Genomic DNA, 21,353 nt, shown 5'->3' with positions numbered 1-21,353 from the left:
CGTTGTATCGATACAATTATTTTTTTACCGGCTTTCTTCTTTTTAATACTTCATCGTCGTAAAGTTGTTTTAGACTAATCTTAATATCGGTTTCTTCCTGAGAAGGCTTTCCAAGCTTTAATTCTTTACGCTTATTTGCAATCTTTTCCTGAACCTCTTTCTTATTCTCTTCATGATCTAAATTCTTGGGAACATAGATCGCCTCATAAGTAAATTTATCCAAAATATTATCCGGGTCATTATTTGCAGTTTTCTCATATAACATTCCCAGATTATGAACAACATTCCTGGTTGATGCAGCCTGATTTTCTTCATCCTCTTCGTTATATTGCAGTTTTTGGCCTTCATATCTGAAATTGTATTCCTTCTTAAGCTCCTCCATATTCTCATCATTCAGGTTCTGAAGATATACCAACTCAAGTGAATAGGATTTTCCATCTTCTCTCTCACTTGATCCCTCCCAAATATTCAAGAATTCTTCTACAGTCAGTTCCTTAACTTTATTTCCATCATCAAGTGAAGAATCCCTACACTGCATAACACCATTTTTAAAGCCCATTATCGTGCGGTAATGCCCCGGAATAAGGAGAGAAATGGGGGTTTTACTGGTCTTTAAAATGTTTTCTACACGTTCAAAGAAAAGCTTAACAATCTTTAGCTTTTCATCTTTAGTCATTTTCGCAAAATCATAATTTGAATCTCCAACCGGTATATCAAACCTCAGTTGTCTTACAGCAGTGTTGCTAAGATTACTTAACATTACATCTGAAAGCGACATAAGATTGCCAAATTTTCCCTCAGGACGTACATAGCTGCGGATGATTCTCTCTTCAGTTTTCATGCTATCCGCTCCTGCCTGCTCATTCTTATCAAGTTGTATATCCCGTTCTGAGTATGGATTAAGCACAACATTTTCAGGGTTTAAAAACGTCAACTGATCTATAGAATCAGCATCATGATTTCCAAGTACATTCCTGTTATACCAGTCGCTTATAAGGGCCCCTGATGTTGCCCAACAACTATTAGGGTACCACTGCCTTACATTTGGCATGGTTTTCTCAATATCCGTGATCATATAATCCTGCTTCTTTTTAAGATCGACCTTCTGAAGCTGAGCCATTATTTTATCGTGCTCAGCTTCTCTGACAGCTTTGCTAACATTAGACTCTAATGTATCGATCAGTCCCTTTATCTTTAGGTATGTGACCTTTGCAACTCTTCTGCCTTCCAGCATGTCAAAACCCAGTTTTTTCTCCCAGAGAGCCCTAAAATCTTTGACATCCTCGGGAGTATCCAGTTTTTCAGGAATATTATTTAATACCCACCTGACGTGAAGCAGATCTTTCTTAGGTATTGTATTTGGCTCTTTTTCTTGAAGTTTTCCCTGTTCGTCAAAAAGTTCCTTTTCAAACCTATCTGCAAGTGAGTTCTTATCAAAGCTTTTTTCTTCATACTCCTGTCTGAATGTTTTCTTTTCTTCATCGGTATACTGCGAAATGTCAGTAATATAGTCATTGTTTTGAATGAAGTTGTCCTTAGCGTTAATTAAAAACAGGTCCAGATTGTCTTTCGTAACAGTAATCTTAACTATTACAGGTTTACCATCCTCATATGATGACACCGTGACCTCTCGCTCAATAATATGGAACTTAAGTTCCTTTACAATCTCATCCCATGTAACACGATTATCACTGTTCAATGATTTAAGCTGATTGGCGACAAAACCGATCCATTCGGAAATGTCATGGACGTCTTGTCCCATACGCTTTTTGACAGAATCGGATTTAATACGCTGCTTGTCAGGCACAGCAAAAAAATCTGCTTTATTTTCTTTATCTTTCTTTTCTTTATCTTTTTCTTTATCCGTCTTCCCTTTAACTACTCCGTCAAAAATATCATCAACAAACCTACTTGCAAGCTCTTTTACTTTTTCTTTATCCTTAATTTTCTTTATAGCCTCTTTTTTCCTGGCTTCATAAAACTTTTCCCGGTTTACCTCTTCCAAACCGCTTTGTATTACAGTCTCCATATCCAGTCTTTCTTTTACAAGCCCGGAAACAGTATCATATACAGAGGTATTATCTTTCACACTTGTCAAATTGCCGCTTTTTCTTTCAGTATATTTTTTTAGTTTCTCACCAAGCTCCTTATCCTTAAGCTCCTTTTTGTTATCAAGTGCATTAAATACATCGGCCTGCGCTTTCTTTAATGTATCTGCTTTTATTTCCGCTCTCATAGTAAGCACAGAGTGTGGATTCATTAGTTTTGCTTCAAATGCAAAATACTCACCATATATTTCATTTGCCAGTTTACTCATATCAGTTATATGAGCCTTCTTATCATCTGTAAGTTCAATGCCCTGCTCGGAAATCTTTTTCATCAGATTTTTAATATCCTTGACGACCATGATAAATGCGCGGTTTTCCCAGTACTTATCACTTTCAAAATTCTGATTCTCAGCTAGCCTCATCCTGCCAAGGTCATCCGGTTCCATATTAATTATCTGCTTAATAACCGGATTTATATCATCTACTGTCTCTTTCTTGGTTTCCTTTAAAGCTTTAAATTTTCTGCCTTCTTCTTTATAGACTTTGTATTCTGTATATTTTGATATAAAATCCTTTCCGGACATGCCGGAAGATTCTGCATCAGTCTTTTTAATTCCCTCAAGAGAATACTCCAGACAGTCACCCATTTTCTTAAACAGAATTACATCCATTAGCTCCTGCCTGTTTTCATCCTGTAAAAACGCAGCAGTTTCATCAGACACCTCCTTTGTCTGTCCGGTAACGAACTTAAGGAAATCCCTGTATCCATCCGCATGTTCCGATGCAAGCCTTATCCTAATGTTAAACCTTGTAACCTGAGCTCTCGCCCGGCTTTTTTCTGTATCATCTTTTGCGTTTTTAAATCTCTCTAAACTCTCTTTCTGTTTTTTTAAAAGCTCATCTCTTACAGCCCATGCCTTCTTCATTTCCTGAATGGCAATACCAATCTCATCACCAAAAATATTTTTGACATCCTGATAATTCTTATAGCTTTCCTCTAAATCTTCTTCTGCATTTTTGGCAGAATAACGATCGTCATAAGCCTCGGCCAGATCAATCTGATCCTCTACAAGCTTATCTAAAAGCTCATTGAGTTCCGTCTCATATTCGTTTTTCAGAACTTCACGCTCTGTAGCCCTTGTTTTTTTATCATCACTATCAAATCTTAAAATTACCATTTTATCCTTGAATCCGTCTGTGTCTATGCCGTGAAGATTCATATGCTTGATCAGAACTGTCTTTATCTCAGATGAGTATTTCCCTCTGGCATCCAGACTGGCTCTTTTCTCATCGCTAAGACTTTTATAGAACACGGGATAATCTTTCTTAAATTGATCCAACAATTCCAATTTAGTTGCATAATCGTACAGCTCAACGATATGGTCCGACAGATAATCATCCGTGAACATATCAGGACTAAGATCCATATAGACGATCGATTGCACATATTTTAGCAGTTCGGCGTTATCCTCACTGTCCCCTCCGGAAAAAGGCGTCTTATCGTCTGGATTTCCGTTAAAATATTGATACATTGCCCGTCTTTCGCGTATGGTACACAAATCGGCATCATTAAAAATCTGCCTTGCCTGGTCTATAGCATCGCTCTCAGCTCTTCTGGCTTTGTAAGCATCTCTGTTTGAAGCCAGTTTTTGCTTATAGGGTGACATGGTTATGCCGGAAATGATAGTCCAATCATTTTCTTCTGCATAATCAGCATATTTTATGGCTTTAGAAAGTTCTTTTTGTCTGGAGTTATCCAGTATTCTCTTGTAGTAATCGTCAATGTTCTTCTTATCCTCAGAATACTCTGATTTATTATCTATTTTCTTCCCGTCTTCCTGCTCTTCGATTACTGATTCATTTCCTTCATTTTCATGAATTTCTATTTCCTGTTTTTGTTTTACTTCCTGTACATCTTTACCCATAAGCATTTATCCTTCTTCTATACTTTTACAAATCTGTGAGAGCAGAGGCGAACATTAGTAAAAAGAATATCTATTATTTTCCCTGATTTTTGATTAAGGGCCAGCATTGCAATCTTTGTATCCGGATTATATTTATCCTTTAGAGTTTTTAAGAGCTTTGATAACATGCGCATAAGTATCATCGGTTCTTTTAATCCTGACCAGAGCGCTGTTACCTCCAGCATATTGTCTGATACTTTTTCCAGTGTGATATAGGCTTCAATCCTTCCGTCATCTACCACGCAGAAACTTATGTCTTTTTCAACATTTAAGGAAATAAGTCCCCCATTAGGAACCGGTTTCCCCTCTTCAAAAGCCTCATTGGAGGCCGCTCTCAAAAGGCTACTCCTTACACTATTAAAAGAAAGTATATTATTGCCCTTATCATAGTTATATTTTTCATCAATTTGAACATTTTTAAGCTCACCGATAAAATACATCGGATATGAAACTTTATCCTTTATAAACCCCCTCCGAATAAAAAAAGGACATAGCGTTTCATTGTCGTCATTTTGGAGAGTATAACTGATGCCAATTGAAACACCTATGTTCTCTAAAACTTCCTCAAGCTTGTCTATAAGAGCTGTTCCTACTCCTTTTTTTCTGTGATTCGGAATAACATAGAGTGATCTGATTTCAAAAGTATCCCCATCAATAAAGCCTGCAATAGCACCCACTGCTGTATTCTTATCCACAGCAACAAAAGCTGTTATTGGCAGCTTTCTCTTTAAAGCCTCTACTATTTCAGGTAAAAGAAGCGAATCAACTTTGTTTACCTGATCTGCCAAAACCGGATAAATCTTATAGTCACTCATGTAAACTCCCTTCGATGACTATATTGTTAATCGTACATATTTTATCATATTCGCGTCCGCATCTGCCAATTACCAAATATTAATAAAACATAAATTTTTTATGATGAAAATTGAAATAAATACAGCCTAAAAAAAAGCGCACGATGCCGGGTGTACACAAAAAAGCCGGGGCTGTGAAAATGATTACTCATTTTTCACAACCCCGTTTTTTATTCTCTCACAACTCCGAACCCCAGAATTGTAAACTTCTTATCGTTCATGCCGTTTGCCATTTTTATTTCAACTTTATGTTGTCTGTTCTTCTCTTCATTGAGAATTATTACAGCATTACAATGTGTCCATCCAACCTCTAACGGATTGACATCCTTTACCTTTTTTTCATCCACAAAAACTTCCGCTGTGCCAAAAAGTGCACTTCCTGAATCCTTGAACACAAGTAGTAATTTACTGCAGTTGATATTCATTACAAATGGTTTGACATCGGTGTCCTTGCCATTATATGCCCAGTTACCCGGAAACTCAGGCTTTGGGACAATCTCTTCATCCATTTCCACAAGCTGCAGATCCTTATCTACATCCTCAAAAGACCCTGCTTCAAGCTTTGAAATTTTGTATTTCCTTTTAAGAGCCTCTAACTCTTTCTTATCAAGCAGTTCAACTTTCTCAAAGTCCCCACCTATTACCGGGCATGGAAGTTTATCATCTTCTTCATATGAAGTATCCCTTGATTCATTGACACTGTCGATCAGATTTATGAGGCAGTCGCTCATTATCTGATGGCCAAGATTACTTGGGTGGTATACATCATAAAAGAACTGATTCTTGGATATAACCCTTCCATCTTCCGGAAGAAGTTTAAACTGCTCTGTTACTGCATCCAGGACACTCACCATAGGAAGATCATATCTTATTCCTACAGGCCCCAATCTGTCCTGAAGATTCCAGTCAAAAGAAAATACTGCAAACAGTAATACTACTGCCGGCTTCCATGGAAGAGACAGTGCCTTTCTTACCAAAGACTCATAGCAGACTCCCTTGGTCTCATCACCTTCATCATTTACCGCAAATTCAATAACAATGAGGTCCGGCTTTTCTGCATAGTCCCTGAGGACATCTCTTTCAAACCTTATCATCCCCAGCTCAGAAGGAGTTCCTCCAACCCCGGCTTTGATGAAGTTTACCTTGCCACCTTTGCAATACTTTTTTTCAAAACTCTGTGCAAAAACTCTGGCATAACATTTTTCATTTAATGGTATAGCTCCGGCTCCCTGTGTAATAGATCCCCCAATAAAAGAAAGTGTAACATTCTCCCCACTCCCTGCCTTACTTAAAACCTTTTCCAGCCTGACAGTATTACCCACATGCATAAGACTTTTTGAAATCATCTTTCTGTATCCGGAAGAATTAAAATCCACCATCTGCTCCATAGGCTGAACCGGTGCTATGAATCCCTGATTCAAGTAGAATCTTACATCAGCATCTCCCTGGACTTTTGATGTTCCAAATTCGAATCTGATCTGTCCAACCTCTTTATCGGAAGGTTCAAAGTCAATATCTTCAAGATTTATAACCGTCTCCATGCCATCCATAAAAAGATCTTTTTTAATCTGTGTTGCTTTTTCTCCCGGATGGTTTGGATACATTTCAAGTACAAATCTCACAGGTTCTTTTGAATCTCTCCCAGATACGCTGACGCCTATGCTGTGAACAACTGTCTTAAATCCCTGCGATGTCTTTAATAAATCCAGCATATATTCATCTTGTATATTTCCGGATAATCTGGCTGCATCTATAAGCCTTCCACAGTCCATATAAAGAAATTGAACGCCTCCGCCATCAGGCTGAGGCGCTCCAAAAATTTCTTTACCCTGCATTATGAAAAAGTAAGGTCTTTTCTTAGTCGGATCTTTGGGGGCCTTAGGACCCCCAACAGATTTACTGAGCGTTTGCCTCGTCAACATAAGCTTTCCATGTGTCACGGATTGCTTCTACCTGCTCTGAAACAACTACGCCAGGTCCAATGTTCCATACAAAGTCTGAGCCAAGACTGAGGTTAGGAATCATTCCATGGTAAGCAATTGTTCCCTTTTCTGTCATCATAGTAACTGTCTCATCAACTGCTCTCTCATCAAAGACACCATTTCTGGCTGTTGAAAGATATCCGTTGTAATCAAGGTACTCAGCTGAAGGAGCGTTTGTATAAAGGTTCCATGCAAATGCGAGCTTCCAAGCCTTGTCTGCATCATAGCATGCTGGAATAGCAATTGGGTTGTTTGTCCAAACGTTGATGTAGTCGTCCATCTTAGGTCCCTTAGGGAACATAACGAATCCAACTTCATCCTGCATATCCTCAAGGAAGTTACCAGGTGTTGCGCAGTACTCATCATCGACCATGAATGCTGCCATACCATTAATGAATGCTTCCTTGTAGTAATCCCACTCAGCGCCCTCTGGATCTGGCATGTCATAGTTTGTAAACATGTTTACTGTCCACTCAAGAGCTTCAAGTGTCTCAGGAGACTCAAGGTTATATACATACTTGCCGCTTGCATCCTTGTCGATGTATGATCCACCATTTGAGAATACAGCTGCTGTTGTCATGTTACCTTCGTTAAGTGTAAGGCCCCAAACATCTACAGTACCATCGTTGTCCTTATCCTGCTGAACCTTCTGCATAAGCTCTTCGAACTTATCCCATGTCCATGTTCCGTCAGCCTGCATATCGTAAAGTGACTCAGGATCGATTCCGGCATCCTTAAGAAGTCTCTTGTTGAAATATACACCTGTACGTGCTTCTGAATATCCAGCGAACATAGCATAGATGCTGTTTCCTTTAGAATACTGCTCATGGAGCTTGTTTCTCTGGAACTTAATGTCATTGAAATCAAGGCAGTCAAGTGTTGCAAGGTCATACATAAGGCCATTAGCCATAGCTGATGTGATAGCTGGGTCATCACGAAGTGTGAAGAGATAGTTCTCGTCGCCACCTGTTGTAGCATAATCTACGAAATCTGTAGGTGTTGAACCCCAGTCACCAAATGCCTGAGATTTGATAGTGAAGTTGTATGTCTCCTGAATCCAATCTCTGTACTCCTGAAGTGCTTCCTCATAATCATTTGCAGGAGCTGCAGGTTCCTCTGATGACCACCAGTCACGGATGATGATTTCCATTCCGCCAAGGTCAATTGGGTTGCCGCTTGCATCTGTGATTACCTGATATGGATCATATTCATCAGATGGTGCTTCTGTAGCTTCGGCAGCTGCCTCTGTAGTAGCTTCTGCTGTAGCTGTTTCTGTGTTTGCTTCTGGCTGAGCAGAATCAGTTGTTGCAGGTGCTGCTTCCTGTGAGCCACAAGCTGCCATGCTAAAAAGCATAGCTGCCATTGTAATAACGGCTGTTGCTTTGTTTGTTAGAGACTTTCTCATACTCTAAAAATCCTCCTTTACCCCCTAAGGTAATATTATTGTTATCCAGACTTATTGTCCGGGTGGAACCTTACATCTTGATACCTGTACTACTGATACTCTCAACAAATGCTCTCTGTGCAAAAAGATACAGAACAATGAGCGGAACGATGATCATAAGTGTTCCCGTTGCGAGAATACAGTTTGAATAAGCTATTGAAATTGTTGTTTTTACACCGTTTATTCTCTGAATATATGCTCCGAGACTATCCACAATTCTTGAAAGACCTGTACTTATAAGCTTTGTATTTCCAAGGAACATTCTTGAATAAAATCCATCTGTCCACTGCCAAACAAAGGCGAAGAGGAAACATGATGTAAGAATTGGCTTTGCCTGTGGAAGCATGATCCTGATAAAAGTCTTAAATGTTCCGCAGCCATCTACATAAGCGGCTTCTTCCAGATCCCCAGGGATATTTCTGAAATACTGCCTTATCATGTAGATATAAAGACCATTCTTAAGTCCCATGCATCCAGCGCTCATAAGATAATATGGGAGTTTTGACCCCCTCAGGTTAATAGTCTGACCTGTTATGAGCTGTGAAAGACCAAGTACATCAAAAAATCTGAAGTGCAGATGGAGTGAGCTGGCAATTGTCTGTGGCGGAATGAGGATAACAAGTATCACACATGCAAACCAGAATTTCTTTAATGGAAATTCAAATCTTGCGAACCCGTATCCAACCAATGTGCACATTGCAATCTGAAGCGCTGCGATCGTAAGTGATATAAGAGTTGAATTAAAAAGCGCTTCTTTAAAACTTATAAGCTCTGCTGCCAGTCTGTAGTTAGCTGTTGTAAAGTGCTCAGGGATCGAGATAACAACCGGATTATAAAGATCCTGCTCTGTCATGAAGCTGACAGATATTTTATTCAGGATCGGCTGAATGATCATGAAGCACATTCCAAAAAGAAGAATGAATCTTATAATGCTTACAGCTCTTTCTCCTATTACTTTTCTAAGCAGATATCCTCCGGACTGTTTGTTCCTCTCCCAAAAGCTCTGCTTTGCGTAGGCACTATTTGTTTTTACATTAGTCATAGTAGTAAACCCTCTTAGAAATAAAGAATGATGTTATTCCCACAAATGCAAGTACCAGGATGAAATAGATCCATGACATTGCTGAAGCATTTCCATATTGCTGCTGCTCGATCATTACCTTCTGGATCTTTTCGATTACTCCGTTATCTGATCTCATACAGAAATCAACAACTGTGTAGATCCAGTTAACAAGGAACAATGAGCTTATCATCGGAAATGTTATCTTCCACAAACTCTCCCACTTTGTACATCCTTCTATATCAGCAGCTTCATACATACTTGATGAGATTGTCTGAAGACCTGACAAAAAGATGATGATCTGAATTCCGGAAGCAAGTGCCACATCGTAAATGTTATCTATGACTTCAAATACCTGTTCAAAAGCTCTCACACCGACGCCTGTTGTTCTAAGTATTGATTCAAGAGCTCCTGTAATACTCACACCCTCTGTTGTCTGTTCAATACTCTGTGCCAGATTTGCCATGAGCTGGTTGTTTGATTCAAGTCCTACGATCACGCCGGATGAAAGGATAACAGGTAAAAAGAATATTGCTCTTACCAGGGCTCTTCCTTTAAATTTCTGATTCAGTACAAGTGCCACAAAGAAGCTGAATACTATGATCGCCAGTGAGTAAACCATCATTCTTGAAAGTTCCTCCCACAAAAGCCTGTTGTATTCCGGGTCAACCCTGAACGCAAATATGTAATTGGTAATTCCTGAAAATGTCTTTGTAACCTTTCCTGCTGACAGATCAACGTTACAAAAACTCATGTAACAGGATTCAAAAAGAGGTTTTATCATGAACAGCAAAAAACCAAGAATAAATGGTGATATGAAACAATATCCCGATATGGCTTTTCGCTTTTGTAATCCTGCCAGTTTATTTTTCTGCTTACTCATAAAGGATGCCTTCCTTATCTCTTAACGATATAGTCTCTTGCCGGTACTTTTACGCCTTCATCGGTAGTAAAGTCGCTGTAACCGTAATTGACATATACTTGTGTTCCATCTGCATATTCTGTACATGAAACATCTGAATTTAAGTTCTTATGTCCAACCATTTCCTGATTGAATGTGTGTCCCAGTTCTGCATTGTATCTGTTGTAGATACCAAGCATCTTGTCTTTCCAGGAATCATATGTTGAACCATAGTAATCTGTGTACAGAGTTTTCTGAGTGGCAAAAGAACTCTCTTCCATAAATGAGAAGCAAAGGCCTGCTCCATACTCAGCGCTATATAGAACTTCGTTTTCAGCATTACCGCAAATGTTTATTGGATTGCCTGTATAATCAACTCTTCCGTGAACTGCTATCTGGAAGAATGGAACACATTCATCAAGGATTGTGTATTCACTTCCTCTTAAATCCATCTCTGTAACCATGGAACAGAAAGGAATTGCATAATCGTTACCCATGTTTATCATGAGCTTTGATCCGCCATCTGCGTATCCTTTAAGCTGCTCAACCTGGAGGTTCTTTACAGCTTCTCTGCTGTAGGTCTTCTTTCTGGAGAAGTCAGAAGAAAGATCCATTCCCAAGTCTTCAAAGCAGGCACCTGCGCCAAGACTGTTACTGCTCTTTACAAGTACATCTGACAGTTTCTTTGAAAGATCCGTGTGAAGAAGGAAGTAGTTGTTATCTGTGTTTTCCCTCTGTGCATAAGTTACATGGCTGTAATTGTAAAGCTCAGCTCTTTCCTTACTTATGAATTTTGCTGCATCTCTAAAAGAGAAAAATCCATCAAGAAGATTGCTGTCATATGCATACTCTGTTACACCGTTGAGGTATACTTCAGCTCCTTTTTCATCAGCAGAAGCTATCATGTTCTTTAAGTCTTTTTTGCTTCCAAGATCAGAAATTGTTTTTGTTTTCCTAAGTATCTTTTGCTGAACACCGCCGTTACACCAGCCAAGCATTTTTACTTTCATGTTTGAAACGCCGTTTGCACTAAGGTCTTCAACTATATTTGCTGCATCTTTATAACTTGTGAGCTTAAGTGGTCTTGATACAGGAACACCCACAACCTGCTTAACCTTATCGATGGCTCCTACCATTTCAATAGCAACAGGAGTGCTTTCATCGCTAACAAGGTCCATATATCCTGCGTACTTGTCCTGGAGATATTTGCCATAGCACTTGGCCATGTCCACATAATCTCCTGAATTTACGAAGGTGTACCTCTGAGTCAGAGTCTCATCAGGTAACTCTTTTATGTATTCATAAATATCTGAGTTGGCGATATCGCCTACATCATATTTTTCTCTCTGACAGATACTGTATTTTGCATTTACGTAGTTGTAACTGTGGTTCTTTCCTGCAATGTCTGCCTGAATAGATGCGTATGGGCTTCCTTCCTCCAGGATGCAGATAAAAGAATCATTTCCTTCAGATACACCGTACACACCGTAATATGCTCTTGTGTTGTGTACTACAGCATCTCTTGAAAGGCACATATCCCAGCCATATACATTTGTGTAATAACTGCTCTGTGAAGTCTTACCGTTGTTGAAGTTAATTGTTGCTCCGCCACCTTCAGGAACAAACATAAATCCTTTATCGTTTGGACCGCCTGCTCCAAAATATGGAAGAGGAGTTATTGTATAGATAGGTGTTTCTTTGTCGTACTCAAGGTCTTTAAGTGGAACTTCTACCACCAGATCTTTTCCCTCGAGCTTGTAAACTACGCTGACATTGAACACAGGGTTTTCTGAAGTCTTGACTGAAAGATCAAGCTCTTTGTCTGCAAGGAAGTTCTCATATGTATAACCAGCCGCTGCAAACTTTTCTTCGATGGTTTTTTTCACGTTTTCTTTTGTTCCGCTTCTGAGAACGTAGATAACTTCATTTTCCATGCTTGGATAATTTGCTAAGAGCTCATCCTTGTTGTCCTTTGCTGTGAGCTTGTTGATGTCGTATTTCTTGTAGTACTGCTTAACAAGATCAGCTTCTTTCTTATCCATCTTTGAAAGCCAGTCATTCATCTCTGTTTCAGTGATAACCGGCGGTACCACATATTCTTTTTCTACATTACCAAGGGAGTAGTTGACCCTTATCTCATTGTCCCCCGGAACGATCTCGTATATTCCGTTGTTTGTGCTATAGCCAAAAGTGCTGTAGGTTGTCTCAAGTCCCTGTGTTATGGAATATGACATAACAAGTGGAGACTGAAGGAATGTCTTCTGATCATCAAGAGCTGCCGTATCCTCTAAAACGTCAGCAGGATTTGAGCGCCATACTTTTCCGGAATCCTTAACCTCAAGCTCGAAAGCTGTTGTCAAAGGATCCATGGTGAGTTTCAACTCACCGTTATCTACTACAACCGGTGTGTCGTCTCCCTCAAATGTATAGGGCTGAACCAGCTCTTTTTCCTCTGCTACAGGCTTGTAGTTAATAACAAATATGGCTGCAATAACTATGATCAAAGCCAGAATAATCGAGGGCAAATGCTTTACTATAGTTGTCAGGATCGCGCCTGCATATATATTTTTTGGTTTCTTATTCTCTGTCTTCAAATCCGTCACCTCTTGTTATTACTACATTCGGAACATCAATTCTTTTCCCAGGGAAATGAAATATGCAATTCCCTGAGCGACCATGCTAAAGAAGATCATCAGGATGAATATCATTACCAGCATTGCAAAAAGTGTTGCTACAACGAACAATAAGTTCTTTCCTGCAGAATACTCGTGGATCTGCCCCATTGCCGCTATTATCAAAAGAGCTGAATAAACTAATGATAATAAGCTTACAACCGAGTAGAATTCCGCTTCCTGAACCGTTACAAAATTACTGAATATCATGAGCGGAAACTGTATCAGGACGTATGGAGTAAATGCGTAACATGTTGCCATGTAGACCTGTCCAAGTCTTCCTTTTCCGTCGAACAGTGTTGTAAGTCCCCAATTTCCAAGTACCCAGAGCGTAAGCGGGAAAACTATACTTGCCAGATACATGAAAATATTCAGATCTTCCCAGTAAACTTCCATAAACAGAAAGCTCGTATAGCGAAGCTTCAGTATTCTTATAAGAAGTGCAAGGGCAAGTATTGTATTCGCTGCTGCGTATGTACCTCTTTTTTCATGAGTAAGATCCCAGAATCCATCCAGAGGATGAGTCGTGCAGTAAAGTGCAAACTTAAGGGAATCTATATATTTTTCCTTTGGAGTAAGGTTTTCTCTAACATTTGCTATCATAGCTTCACCTGTTTTCTTCTACTTTGAATATGTCAGCATTATCAATCTGCCACTTGATACTCTTTATCTTTCCTATGGTAAGAGGCACAAGGAAAAGTATGAGGATAATTGCTACTATCCATCCGATATGAGCCTCAACCCACTCTTTTCTGTACTGTTTGTATGCCTTTGAGTAATTCTCTCTGTCATACTTAAGTTCGAAGTACTTCATAGCATCTTTGTACTGTTCCTGACGAAGAAGTGCTCTTCCGATTCCGATATAAGCAAGGTCGTAGTTGCCGTTTTGGTCCATTACCTGCTGCCAGTAATTACCGGAAGCTTCGTAATTTCCCTTGTCGAATTCCTCTATTGCGCTGTATACCAGATTTCCAAATTCAGTAGGAACAAAGGATGTTATCGAGCAGTCAAGGCTGTCTACAACATAAAGCTCATGGCCGATGTGCTCAATTGCTGATGGTCTTCTAAAGTATCCATCCATGTTACCGTTTCCACCGAAAGCAAATACCATTCTGCCCTGGTCATCATATGCAAAAAGTCTTCCTCTGTTTCTGTCCAGGCACACATAGATGTCATTGTCCATAACTGTTACATCTGTGAGGATTGAAGGTCCTTCATATCCACCGCCGGATCCAAGATAAAGATCTCCACCCACTGACCAGTTGCCGTTGGAAACCAGAATATCGTCACCCATGAGGTTCAATTTTCTTACAGCATTCTCATCTGATCTTGCCTGATCTTCCGTACGGGCTTTTGTTGCATATATGAAACCTTCATAGTCCATGTAGATGTTTTCATACTCTGTAGGAACGAATGACTCAAGTTTTGCTCTCTGTTCCTGAGAAGCAAGTTTCTTCCATATATAATCTGTCCACTCAAAGCTAACAGGTGTCGCTCCTACAAATCCCGAAAAAGTACCATCATTTTCGTACTTTACAAGACCTTTATTTATTCCGGATGCGATGCAGTAAACTCTTTCAGCTGTATCAACTACCAGTTTATTTGGCTGGAAAACAAGGGCAGGATCAAGGGTATTATCTGTGGGTTTGATAAATTCCATCAGATAGTTGAAATCCTTATCAACCTTGAGTATCCTTGCATTTCCCTGATCTGCTATGAAGATATTTCCATCTTCCGAAACTGAGATATCAGTGGGATTGTTAAAGGTCGCAGGTCCGCTTCCGCCTTTTATTGAATCTACAACTCTTACAACTTCAAGCTTCTCAGGTGATACTCTGTTCAGTTCTATGATCCTGTTATTACCGCTATCGCACAGATAAAGAGAATTGCCGACAGCAAACAGTCCTTGAGGATTTTTAAGTTTGACGTCAAGTCCAAGCTCTGAAGATGTGAGTACTTTGCTGACAGAATACAGATCAGGACTCTCCTGAACGTCTCCCCAATAATCGTAGTTATATGTGTAGTGTTTCTCTTCTGCGCAGGCCGTAACAGGCTGGAAAAGCACAACTGATACACCAATGAATGCTGCTAAAGTTCTTATGAATAAATTCTTTTTACGCATATCGCCTTGACCTTTCGCTTTAATCTTTAAGACCTGAGCTAGCCATTGTCTCAAGAATCTGGCTCTCAGAGAATACAAAGATAATGATTGGAACGATCATAACAACAACAAGAACGGCTGCTCCCTGTCCTGTTCTTGCAATTCCTCCGCTCTGGATCTGCTGAAGGGCATATACAAGAGTTTTTCTTTCTTCTGAATAGATATATGTTGATGCCTTGTTGTTCCAAAGAGCCTGAACCGAGAAGATAATAAGTGTCATCCACGCAGGCTTAACGTTTGGCATTACTATTCCTGAAAATACTTTCCACTCATTGGCACCGTCAATTTTGGCTGCTTCTATAAGTGATGTAGGAAGTCCTTCCATGAACTGCTTCATAAGGAAAAGACCCATTGGTGAAGCGAAGGCCGGGATGATAATTGACCAGTAGGTATCGATCCATCCGAGTTTATTAAGTATCAGGTAGTTAGGAATCTGTGTTACCCAACCTGTGAACATCATGGCTACTGTTACAAGTTTGAAAAATGCCTTGTTTCCCGGGAAATCATATTTCGCAAGAACGAAAGCTCCCATTGAGGCAATGATAAGGTGCCCTGCTGTTCCAACAAATGTGATTAAAACTGTGTTGAACAGGTATCTTGTAAATGTGACCCAGGATTTTCCCATTGTTACAAACAAATCTGAGAAGTTATCAAGCGTAGGATGCTGAGGAAAAATTCTCGGTGGGAATTTAAAAAGTTCATCCAAAGGCTTAAGTGCACTGCTGACTGCGTATATGATCGGAAAAGCCATGACTATGGCAACAAGTACAAGGAAAACGTAAAGCGCTATATCTCCTGCAATTGATCTGTTCGGTTTTCTTTTCTTAATTAGCTTCTTGCTCATATCAAGTTCCAACTCTCCTTAAAAGACTCTGGATTGCCTTGTTGCAAAGTATCATCATAAGGAACAATATTGTTGCTATTGCGCAGGCATAACCCATTTCAAATCTTGAAAAACCATAGTCAAACAAATGAGTAACAATTGTACGTGCAGCATAATCTGTACTTGGATATCCACAAAGAGCCATAGTCACATCTGCGACACCAAAGGATGATGTGATTGACATAACTGCACCGAACATAAGCATAGGTTTCATGTTTGGAAGTGTAATGTACCAAAGCTCCTGCCATCTGTTCTTTATTCCATCCATGTATCCTGCTTCGAACTGGGCTCTGTCTACGCCCTGAAGTCCGGCTACGAATGAAAGGAATCCTGTTCCCAAACTCATCCAGAGGATAACCAGCATACATATTGGAAGCATGTAATGTGGATCAATAAGCCAAAGCTTAGGACCATCAATGATTCCCACACTCATCAGGAAAGCGTTTACGTATCCGTAAGCATCTCCTCTAAAGAACACTGAGAAGATAACATAACAGTTACCTGCAATTGATGGCGCATAGAACACAATTACCGCTATACTTCTGATCCATCTTGGAAGCTCATTTATAAGCCATGCAAACAGGAAAGAAAGAATGTACCCCAAAGGCCCTGTTATCAGTGCTATCATCAGTGTGTTTTTTACACCTATCAGGAAGATATCATCCTGAAGCACAAGGCTTATGTAGTTCTGAAGTCCGATAAATCTCGGCGGTTCAAGGATGTTGTAATATGTGAAGCTGTAGTAGATTGATGCAACTACAGGGAACACATAGAACATAGTGAACAATATTGCATATGGAGCAAGAAAGAGATAACACATCTTGCGGTTTTTGGCCTTTTTAAGTGCCACTGTAAAATTATGCTTTCGAAGCTTTATATACTTCTGCAGATATTCCTTCATTGTCAGTTCTCCATCGGTCCTTGTTTTTATTCAACCGGCATACCAAACTCAATACGTTTCTTCTTGATCTCTTCGTCAATGAGAATCGAGTAATCGATGATTGTCTCTCTGGAATCAACCTTTTCGTTGATTACTTTTCTTATGGCATTTGAGATGTGTCTTCCTGTGAAGTATCCACCGGGCACTTCTCTGATACCAACTGTGTTGTCCCACTGCTCGCTCAAAACTTTGATATCGTCAGCGCTCCAGGAAAGATTCTCAAATGCATCTCTGTTTGCTGTTGCATATCTTGCAGATGAACCAAGGAGTGCTTCGATCTCTCTACCGAATCTTACCTGTGTATCAGCATTTGCCCACCACTTCATGAATTCCCATGAATTCTGCCTGAGCTCTTCATCCTCTGTTGCGATCATCATTGTTGCGCTTCCTGTGATGAAGTCTGATCTGTCGATATATTTTTTACCATTTGCATCTACTCTCTCGGTTCCCGGGATCAGTGTGAAGTCCCAGAGACCTCTTATTTCAGGAGCAGAAACCATAAGTGTGTTGTAGGTTGAATATGGTGCTACACCTATTGGCATTTCTCCTGCACGGAATCTGCTTACAAAGTCGTAGATAGTTGGGATTCCGTAGTCGTTAAAGTATCTTACGTAGTCATCGAATGCCTTTACTCCGGCTTCGGTATTAACCGTTGTCTTTGTTCCCGCCTCGTTGTACATGTCTCCGCCATACTGGTAAAGTAGTGAGAAGTACATTGAAAGGTCAGGCACATTTGACATGATCGATGTTGACGCTGTTGCAGCTCCGCTACTTCCTGCTGCTGTCGGGATACCGATTGAAAGGTTATTTCCCTGAATCGTAGGAAGCATCTCGATCAGCTCTTTCCATGTCTGCGGAGTCTCAAGACCAAGCTCTTCAAGTACATCTTTTCTATAGAACATTACGTTGAAGCCCTGTGTCTCCGGAATACCGTAAATATGTCCGTCAAGTCTGTACTGTTCATATGAACTCTCTGAATAGTGAGATAAAACTTCTTCCCATCCATCAAACTGTGTTATATCCTCTGCTGCACCTCTGAGGGCGTAGTTTACAGGCTGATCGGCACCAACTGATAAAACTACGTTTGGTCCTCGTCCTGCAAGTACTGCATTAAGAAGTGCTCCCGGATCTACAATCTCTACGTTTACCTTTACTCCTGAATTTGGAGTAAAATCATCATCAACCATGGACTTAAGGATTGTTCCCTGGTCTCTACCTGTGAGTACCCAAACCTTAACTACTTTGTCGCTTGAGTTTTCATCATAAACATCACCAACTGAGTTGTAGTCCACAAAGAATGATGCGATAAAAGACTTTATCTCATGACCTGCTTTAGTAAAGAAGTTAGCCTTATCTTTTTTTACCTTTGCATCAGTTCCTGAAATCACCAGGTAATCCACATCAAGTTTTGTCTCACTCATCTTAAGAGATGCTGTACCAAGAGATGTTATGTTGTCCTTGAATGTAACAAACTCTGTTGTGATCTTCTGTGGCTTTTCTATAAATCTTTCAAGTTGCTGCGCGATAGTCTGCGCCGTTGCGATGTTATCTGCTTTCTGTCCGGAGTAAGCAACCATATCATCGACGATCTTGTAAAGTCTTTTTGCTTCAAGATCCATGGCCTTCATAATTTCCGGATAAGTTGTATCAATGTGATAGTCTCTGTACACATCAGGTCTTGCACCTGTGTATACCAGAATTCTTCTGTATATCTGATTCAGTCTGTAAGTTGAATCTTCCATTTCCTCAAGGATTGCACCCATTCCACCAAGAGTTGCCTCAAGTCTTATGTTGTGTGTTCCTTTTGTAAGATAAAACTTATATGGATTTCCATCTCCATCTGAGAGTGTCATTGAGTCCCAGTCATTACTGTAGGCAAAAGAGATTTCTTCAAGTTCTTTAAATGGAATCTTTCCATCTATAAGGACACTTCTGTTTGATACAGAACCTCTTGCATAATTCTGTCTTGCCTTAACCGTGATGTTGTAATAACCATCTTCAGGTACTTCAAAGTTCCACTCAATCCACTGTCCGGAAGCTCTCCAGGCCTCACCGCCAACGTAATTAAGGACTGTTGTTGTAACACTGTTTGGAACTGTTGTAGGTGATGATCTGTCATATTTTGCATAAAGTGAAGATTCTGACCTTAATGTTGAATCCTCGCCCTGAACTACTTCAAGATAAGTTTTTGCAGCTTCTGTTCCTTCACTGCCCTGATTGCTTGCGATATACTGCTCGTAGCTCGGTGTTTCTTTTACTCCACAAAGCTCAACCCTTGAAAGGACCATAGGTTCATTGTCTGCTACAAATGTCAGAGTGTTGTCACCTTTTTCAAAGTAGAAAACATAAGGCTCAGCTACGAATCCCATGTCATCTCTAAAGAATGCACTCTGCCAATCGAAGTACTCAACCTGCCTTGGACGGATCTCATTTCCCTGGTTATCTATCTTTTTCTCTCCACCGTCCATCCACATTCTGGTAAAAGAAATGTTTCTTGCATCTTCAAATGGAATCTCGCCATTTACCAAAACAGTTCTCTCTGCAGGAACGCCTCTGGATTCCGGAATGTAGTAGTCGATATCTATCTGATACATTCCGGCCGTTGGAACATTTACGTTCCAGGTGATCTCTGAACCGGTTCCTGTGAAAACGCCATCTCTTGATGCAACTGATTCTTTGTACACCTCACCTGTTGACTGATAATCAAAAATGCTGACTTCCACGTTTTCCTGTGGATAAGCATCTTTTGCATGTTCATTTATATATCCGGTGTAGGCACCAACTCTTTCCATGCCTTCAATTTCTTCGGTAAGATCGGCATCTGCATATTTGGCACTGAAGTCTTCGATCTTTCTGCTTGAAAGACCAATGCATATGCATACTATAACTGCCAGGATTCCCACAACTATTAAAACTTTTTTAAGTGTTTTGTTCATGTTTTTAGTCCCTATTTTTACAGTTATTATTCTTGAGCAAATACCCAGAAAGCCGGCTTAGGCTCGTAATTTCCATCAAAAAGCAATGGACATTGTTTTTGCTCTTTATTGCTTCCACCGCCTACATTTGATCTGAACTGAAGCCATGAAAGCGTATCTATTGTTCCCCAGAAAGTCATGCCTGTTATGTTTACGCCTGAGTTCTTGGCGGATTGAAGAGCATAATACATGAGGTTGTAGATCTTTCTCTGCTTCTCATACTCTTCTTCCATTGCTTCAGGGCTTCCATCATAACCATCTGTAGCTCTTAAATCCCACTCTGTAACCTGAACTGCTCCTACGACTTTTCCGTAAGCCTTTATTGATGTTTCCATCTCAGCTGCTGAAGGGCCTTCCATGCTGTAATGTCCCTGCATTCCCATGGCCGAGATCCTTGTTCCTTCGCCCGGAGTTCCTTCATTTTCCTTTATTTTCTCAAGGAGTTTGATGATTCCTTCTCTCTTTTTTGCATCGCATTCGTTGTAGTCGTTGTAGTAAAGCTCAAGGTCTGCAGGTGCATATTTGTTGGCATATTTAAAAGCATTTATTATGAAGTCTTCATTCTGATATACATGCCACCAGCTTGAATTGCCGCCGTGTCTGTCTTCCAAAAGGTCTTCTTCAGGTCTTTCAGTATCAGTCCTGTAAGTTCCGGTTGAATCTGACACTGCTTCATTTACAACATCCCATCCGTAGAAAAGATCTTTATATGGACTGCCGTCGCCTGTGAAGTGTGTAAGGACTTCTCTTATGTACCACTCAAGTCTTTTGTCCATTTCTTCAGCTGTCACATAATCTTTTGTCTTGTCGTAGTCCACATGGAAGAACCACTCCGGTGTCTGCGAATGCCACAAAAGAACATGGCCTCTTACCTTTATCTGTCTGTCAGGATTTGCTTCATTCCATTTAAGTATCTTGTTCAGGATCTTTTCAGGATTCGTGTAATTAAGAACAGGAACTGTAATTGTTTCGCCGTTTAGTTCTGCCTCTTTTGTTCCTGGGCATTTACTTACGCTGTATCCAAAAAGCGAATCGGGTTTTAATTCATTTCCAAGGGTAACTGCATTAAAGTGAGTTGTTACCAGATCCCAAAGTTTTGAGTCCCAGGGTTCTTTTCCGGTTATGGCGCATCCGATCCTGCAGCCCATTTTTTTCTCCACTGCGTCACGAAGCGCCGGAATTTCTTTTACCACATCTTGCTGCTCTGTACTCATCTGTGTACTTCCTTCTATATTCGTATCTTCTTTTGCAGATGCTTCTGTATTTGATACTTCTTTTGCCTGTGCTTCCGCACCTGACTCTGTATTTGATTCTATGTTGGATTCTATGCCGGATTCTGCTGAAGATGCAGATACACTGCTCACGCTGCCGCAGGCTGATGTTGATACCACTACAGCTGCCAGAGCCATCACTGCCAGATACTTCCCCTTAACCATCAACTTTCCTCCCCGCTTTCTAGTAATCACTTT

13 protein-coding genes are annotated in these 21,353 nt (G+C 40.2%); all 13 read right to left on the bottom strand.

Annotated elements, in window-relative coordinates; translation table 11 throughout:
• Nucleotides 1-16 precede the first annotated feature (16 nt).
• Nucleotides 17-3,973 carry a hypothetical protein gene (locus J6O61_RS10585; RefSeq protein ID WP_292212825.1) on the bottom strand — a complete coding sequence of 1,319 codons (3,957 nt, stop codon included), beginning with the start codon at nucleotides 3,971-3,973 and terminating at the stop codon, nucleotides 17-19.
• A 17-nt stretch (nucleotides 3,974-3,990) separates the two neighbouring features.
• Nucleotides 3,991-4,827 (bottom strand): GNAT family N-acetyltransferase, encoded by an 837-nt coding sequence (locus tag J6O61_RS10580; protein ID WP_292212823.1) that lies wholly within the window; start codon nucleotides 4,825-4,827, stop codon nucleotides 3,991-3,993.
• 209 nt (nucleotides 4,828-5,036) lie between these two features.
• Nucleotides 5,037-6,701: an SGNH/GDSL hydrolase family protein gene (locus J6O61_RS10575; RefSeq protein ID WP_292212821.1), complete on the bottom strand. Its 1,665-nt coding sequence runs from the start codon at nucleotides 6,699-6,701 to the stop codon at nucleotides 5,037-5,039.
• Nucleotides 6,702-6,762: 61 nt separating this feature from the next.
• Nucleotides 6,763-8,253, bottom strand: coding sequence for an extracellular solute-binding protein (locus J6O61_RS10570; RefSeq protein ID WP_292212819.1), 1,491 nt, complete (start codon nucleotides 8,251-8,253; stop codon nucleotides 6,763-6,765).
• Between the two features lie 70 nt (nucleotides 8,254-8,323).
• Nucleotides 8,324-9,334 (bottom strand): carbohydrate ABC transporter permease, encoded by a 1,011-nt coding sequence (locus tag J6O61_RS10565; RefSeq protein WP_074885449.1) that lies wholly within the window; start codon nucleotides 9,332-9,334, stop codon nucleotides 8,324-8,326.
• Nucleotides 9,327-10,235 carry a carbohydrate ABC transporter permease gene (locus J6O61_RS10560; RefSeq protein ID WP_022772457.1) on the bottom strand — a complete coding sequence of 303 codons (909 nt, stop codon included), beginning with the start codon at nucleotides 10,233-10,235 and terminating at the stop codon, nucleotides 9,327-9,329. The genes J6O61_RS10565 and J6O61_RS10560 overlap by 8 nt, the downstream gene beginning before the upstream one ends.
• Nucleotides 10,236-10,249: 14 nt before the next feature.
• Nucleotides 10,250-12,847, bottom strand: coding sequence for a DUF5696 domain-containing protein (locus J6O61_RS10555; RefSeq protein ID WP_292212816.1), 2,598 nt, complete (start codon nucleotides 12,845-12,847; stop codon nucleotides 10,250-10,252).
• A gap of 21 nt (nucleotides 12,848-12,868) precedes the next feature.
• A complete protein-coding gene (locus J6O61_RS10550; protein WP_074885443.1) occupies nucleotides 12,869-13,528 on the bottom strand; it encodes a Yip1 family protein in 660 nt (219 codons plus the stop codon).
• A 4-nt stretch (nucleotides 13,529-13,532) separates the two neighbouring features.
• Nucleotides 13,533-15,047: a hypothetical protein gene (locus J6O61_RS10545; RefSeq protein WP_292193272.1), complete on the bottom strand. Its 1,515-nt coding sequence runs from the start codon at nucleotides 15,045-15,047 to the stop codon at nucleotides 13,533-13,535.
• Between the two features lie 19 nt (nucleotides 15,048-15,066).
• Entirely contained in the window at nucleotides 15,067-15,930 is an 864-nt protein-coding gene (locus J6O61_RS10540; protein WP_292212814.1) for a carbohydrate ABC transporter permease, read from the bottom strand.
• Between the two features lies 1 nt (nucleotide 15,931).
• Nucleotides 15,932-16,870 (bottom strand): carbohydrate ABC transporter permease, encoded by a 939-nt coding sequence (locus J6O61_RS10535; RefSeq protein ID WP_022772464.1) that lies wholly within the window; start codon nucleotides 16,868-16,870, stop codon nucleotides 15,932-15,934.
• A gap of 26 nt (nucleotides 16,871-16,896) precedes the next feature.
• A complete protein-coding gene (locus J6O61_RS10530; RefSeq protein ID WP_292212813.1) occupies nucleotides 16,897-19,845 on the bottom strand; it encodes an extracellular solute-binding protein in 2,949 nt (982 codons plus the stop codon).
• Between the two features lie 26 nt (nucleotides 19,846-19,871).
• Entirely contained in the window at nucleotides 19,872-21,320 is a 1,449-nt protein-coding gene (locus J6O61_RS10525; RefSeq protein ID WP_292212810.1) for an endo-1,4-beta-xylanase, read from the bottom strand.
• Nucleotides 21,321-21,353 lie beyond the last annotated feature (33 nt).

It is taken from the genome of Butyrivibrio sp. (assembly GCF_017635265.1).
Lineage (GTDB): Bacteria > Bacillota > Clostridia > Lachnospirales > Lachnospiraceae > Butyrivibrio.
This window is presented reverse-complemented; position numbering and strand designations above follow the sequence as displayed.

Coding starts and splice junctions, on each gene's coding strand:
- J6O61_RS10545 (WP_292193272.1), bottom strand. CDS start 15,047: ATGCGTAAAAAGAATTTATTCATAAGAACTTTAGCAGCATTCATTGGT.
- J6O61_RS10540 (WP_292212814.1), bottom strand. CDS start 15,930: ATGAGCAAGAAGCTAATTAAGAAAAGAAAACCGAACAGATCAATTGCA.
- J6O61_RS10585 (WP_292212825.1), bottom strand. CDS start 3,973: ATGGGTAAAGATGTACAGGAAGTAAAACAAAAACAGGAAATAGAAATT.
- J6O61_RS10575 (WP_292212821.1), bottom strand. CDS start 6,701: ATGCAGGGTAAAGAAATTTTTGGAGCGCCTCAGCCTGATGGCGGAGGC.
- J6O61_RS10530 (WP_292212813.1), bottom strand. CDS start 19,845: ATGAACAAAACACTTAAAAAAGTTTTAATAGTTGTGGGAATCCTGGCA.
- J6O61_RS10550 (WP_074885443.1), bottom strand. CDS start 13,528: ATGATAGCAAATGTTAGAGAAAACCTTACTCCAAAGGAAAAATATATA.
- J6O61_RS10580 (WP_292212823.1), bottom strand. CDS start 4,827: ATGAGTGACTATAAGATTTATCCGGTTTTGGCAGATCAGGTAAACAAA.
- J6O61_RS10570 (WP_292212819.1), bottom strand. CDS start 8,253: ATGAGAAAGTCTCTAACAAACAAAGCAACAGCCGTTATTACAATGGCA.
- J6O61_RS10565 (WP_074885449.1), bottom strand. CDS start 9,334: ATGACTAATGTAAAAACAAATAGTGCCTACGCAAAGCAGAGCTTTTGG.
- J6O61_RS10560 (WP_022772457.1), bottom strand. CDS start 10,235: ATGAGTAAGCAGAAAAATAAACTGGCAGGATTACAAAAGCGAAAAGCC.
- J6O61_RS10525 (WP_292212810.1), bottom strand. CDS start 21,320: ATGGTTAAGGGGAAGTATCTGGCAGTGATGGCTCTGGCAGCTGTAGTG.
- J6O61_RS10535 (WP_022772464.1), bottom strand. CDS start 16,870: ATGAAGGAATATCTGCAGAAGTATATAAAGCTTCGAAAGCATAATTTT.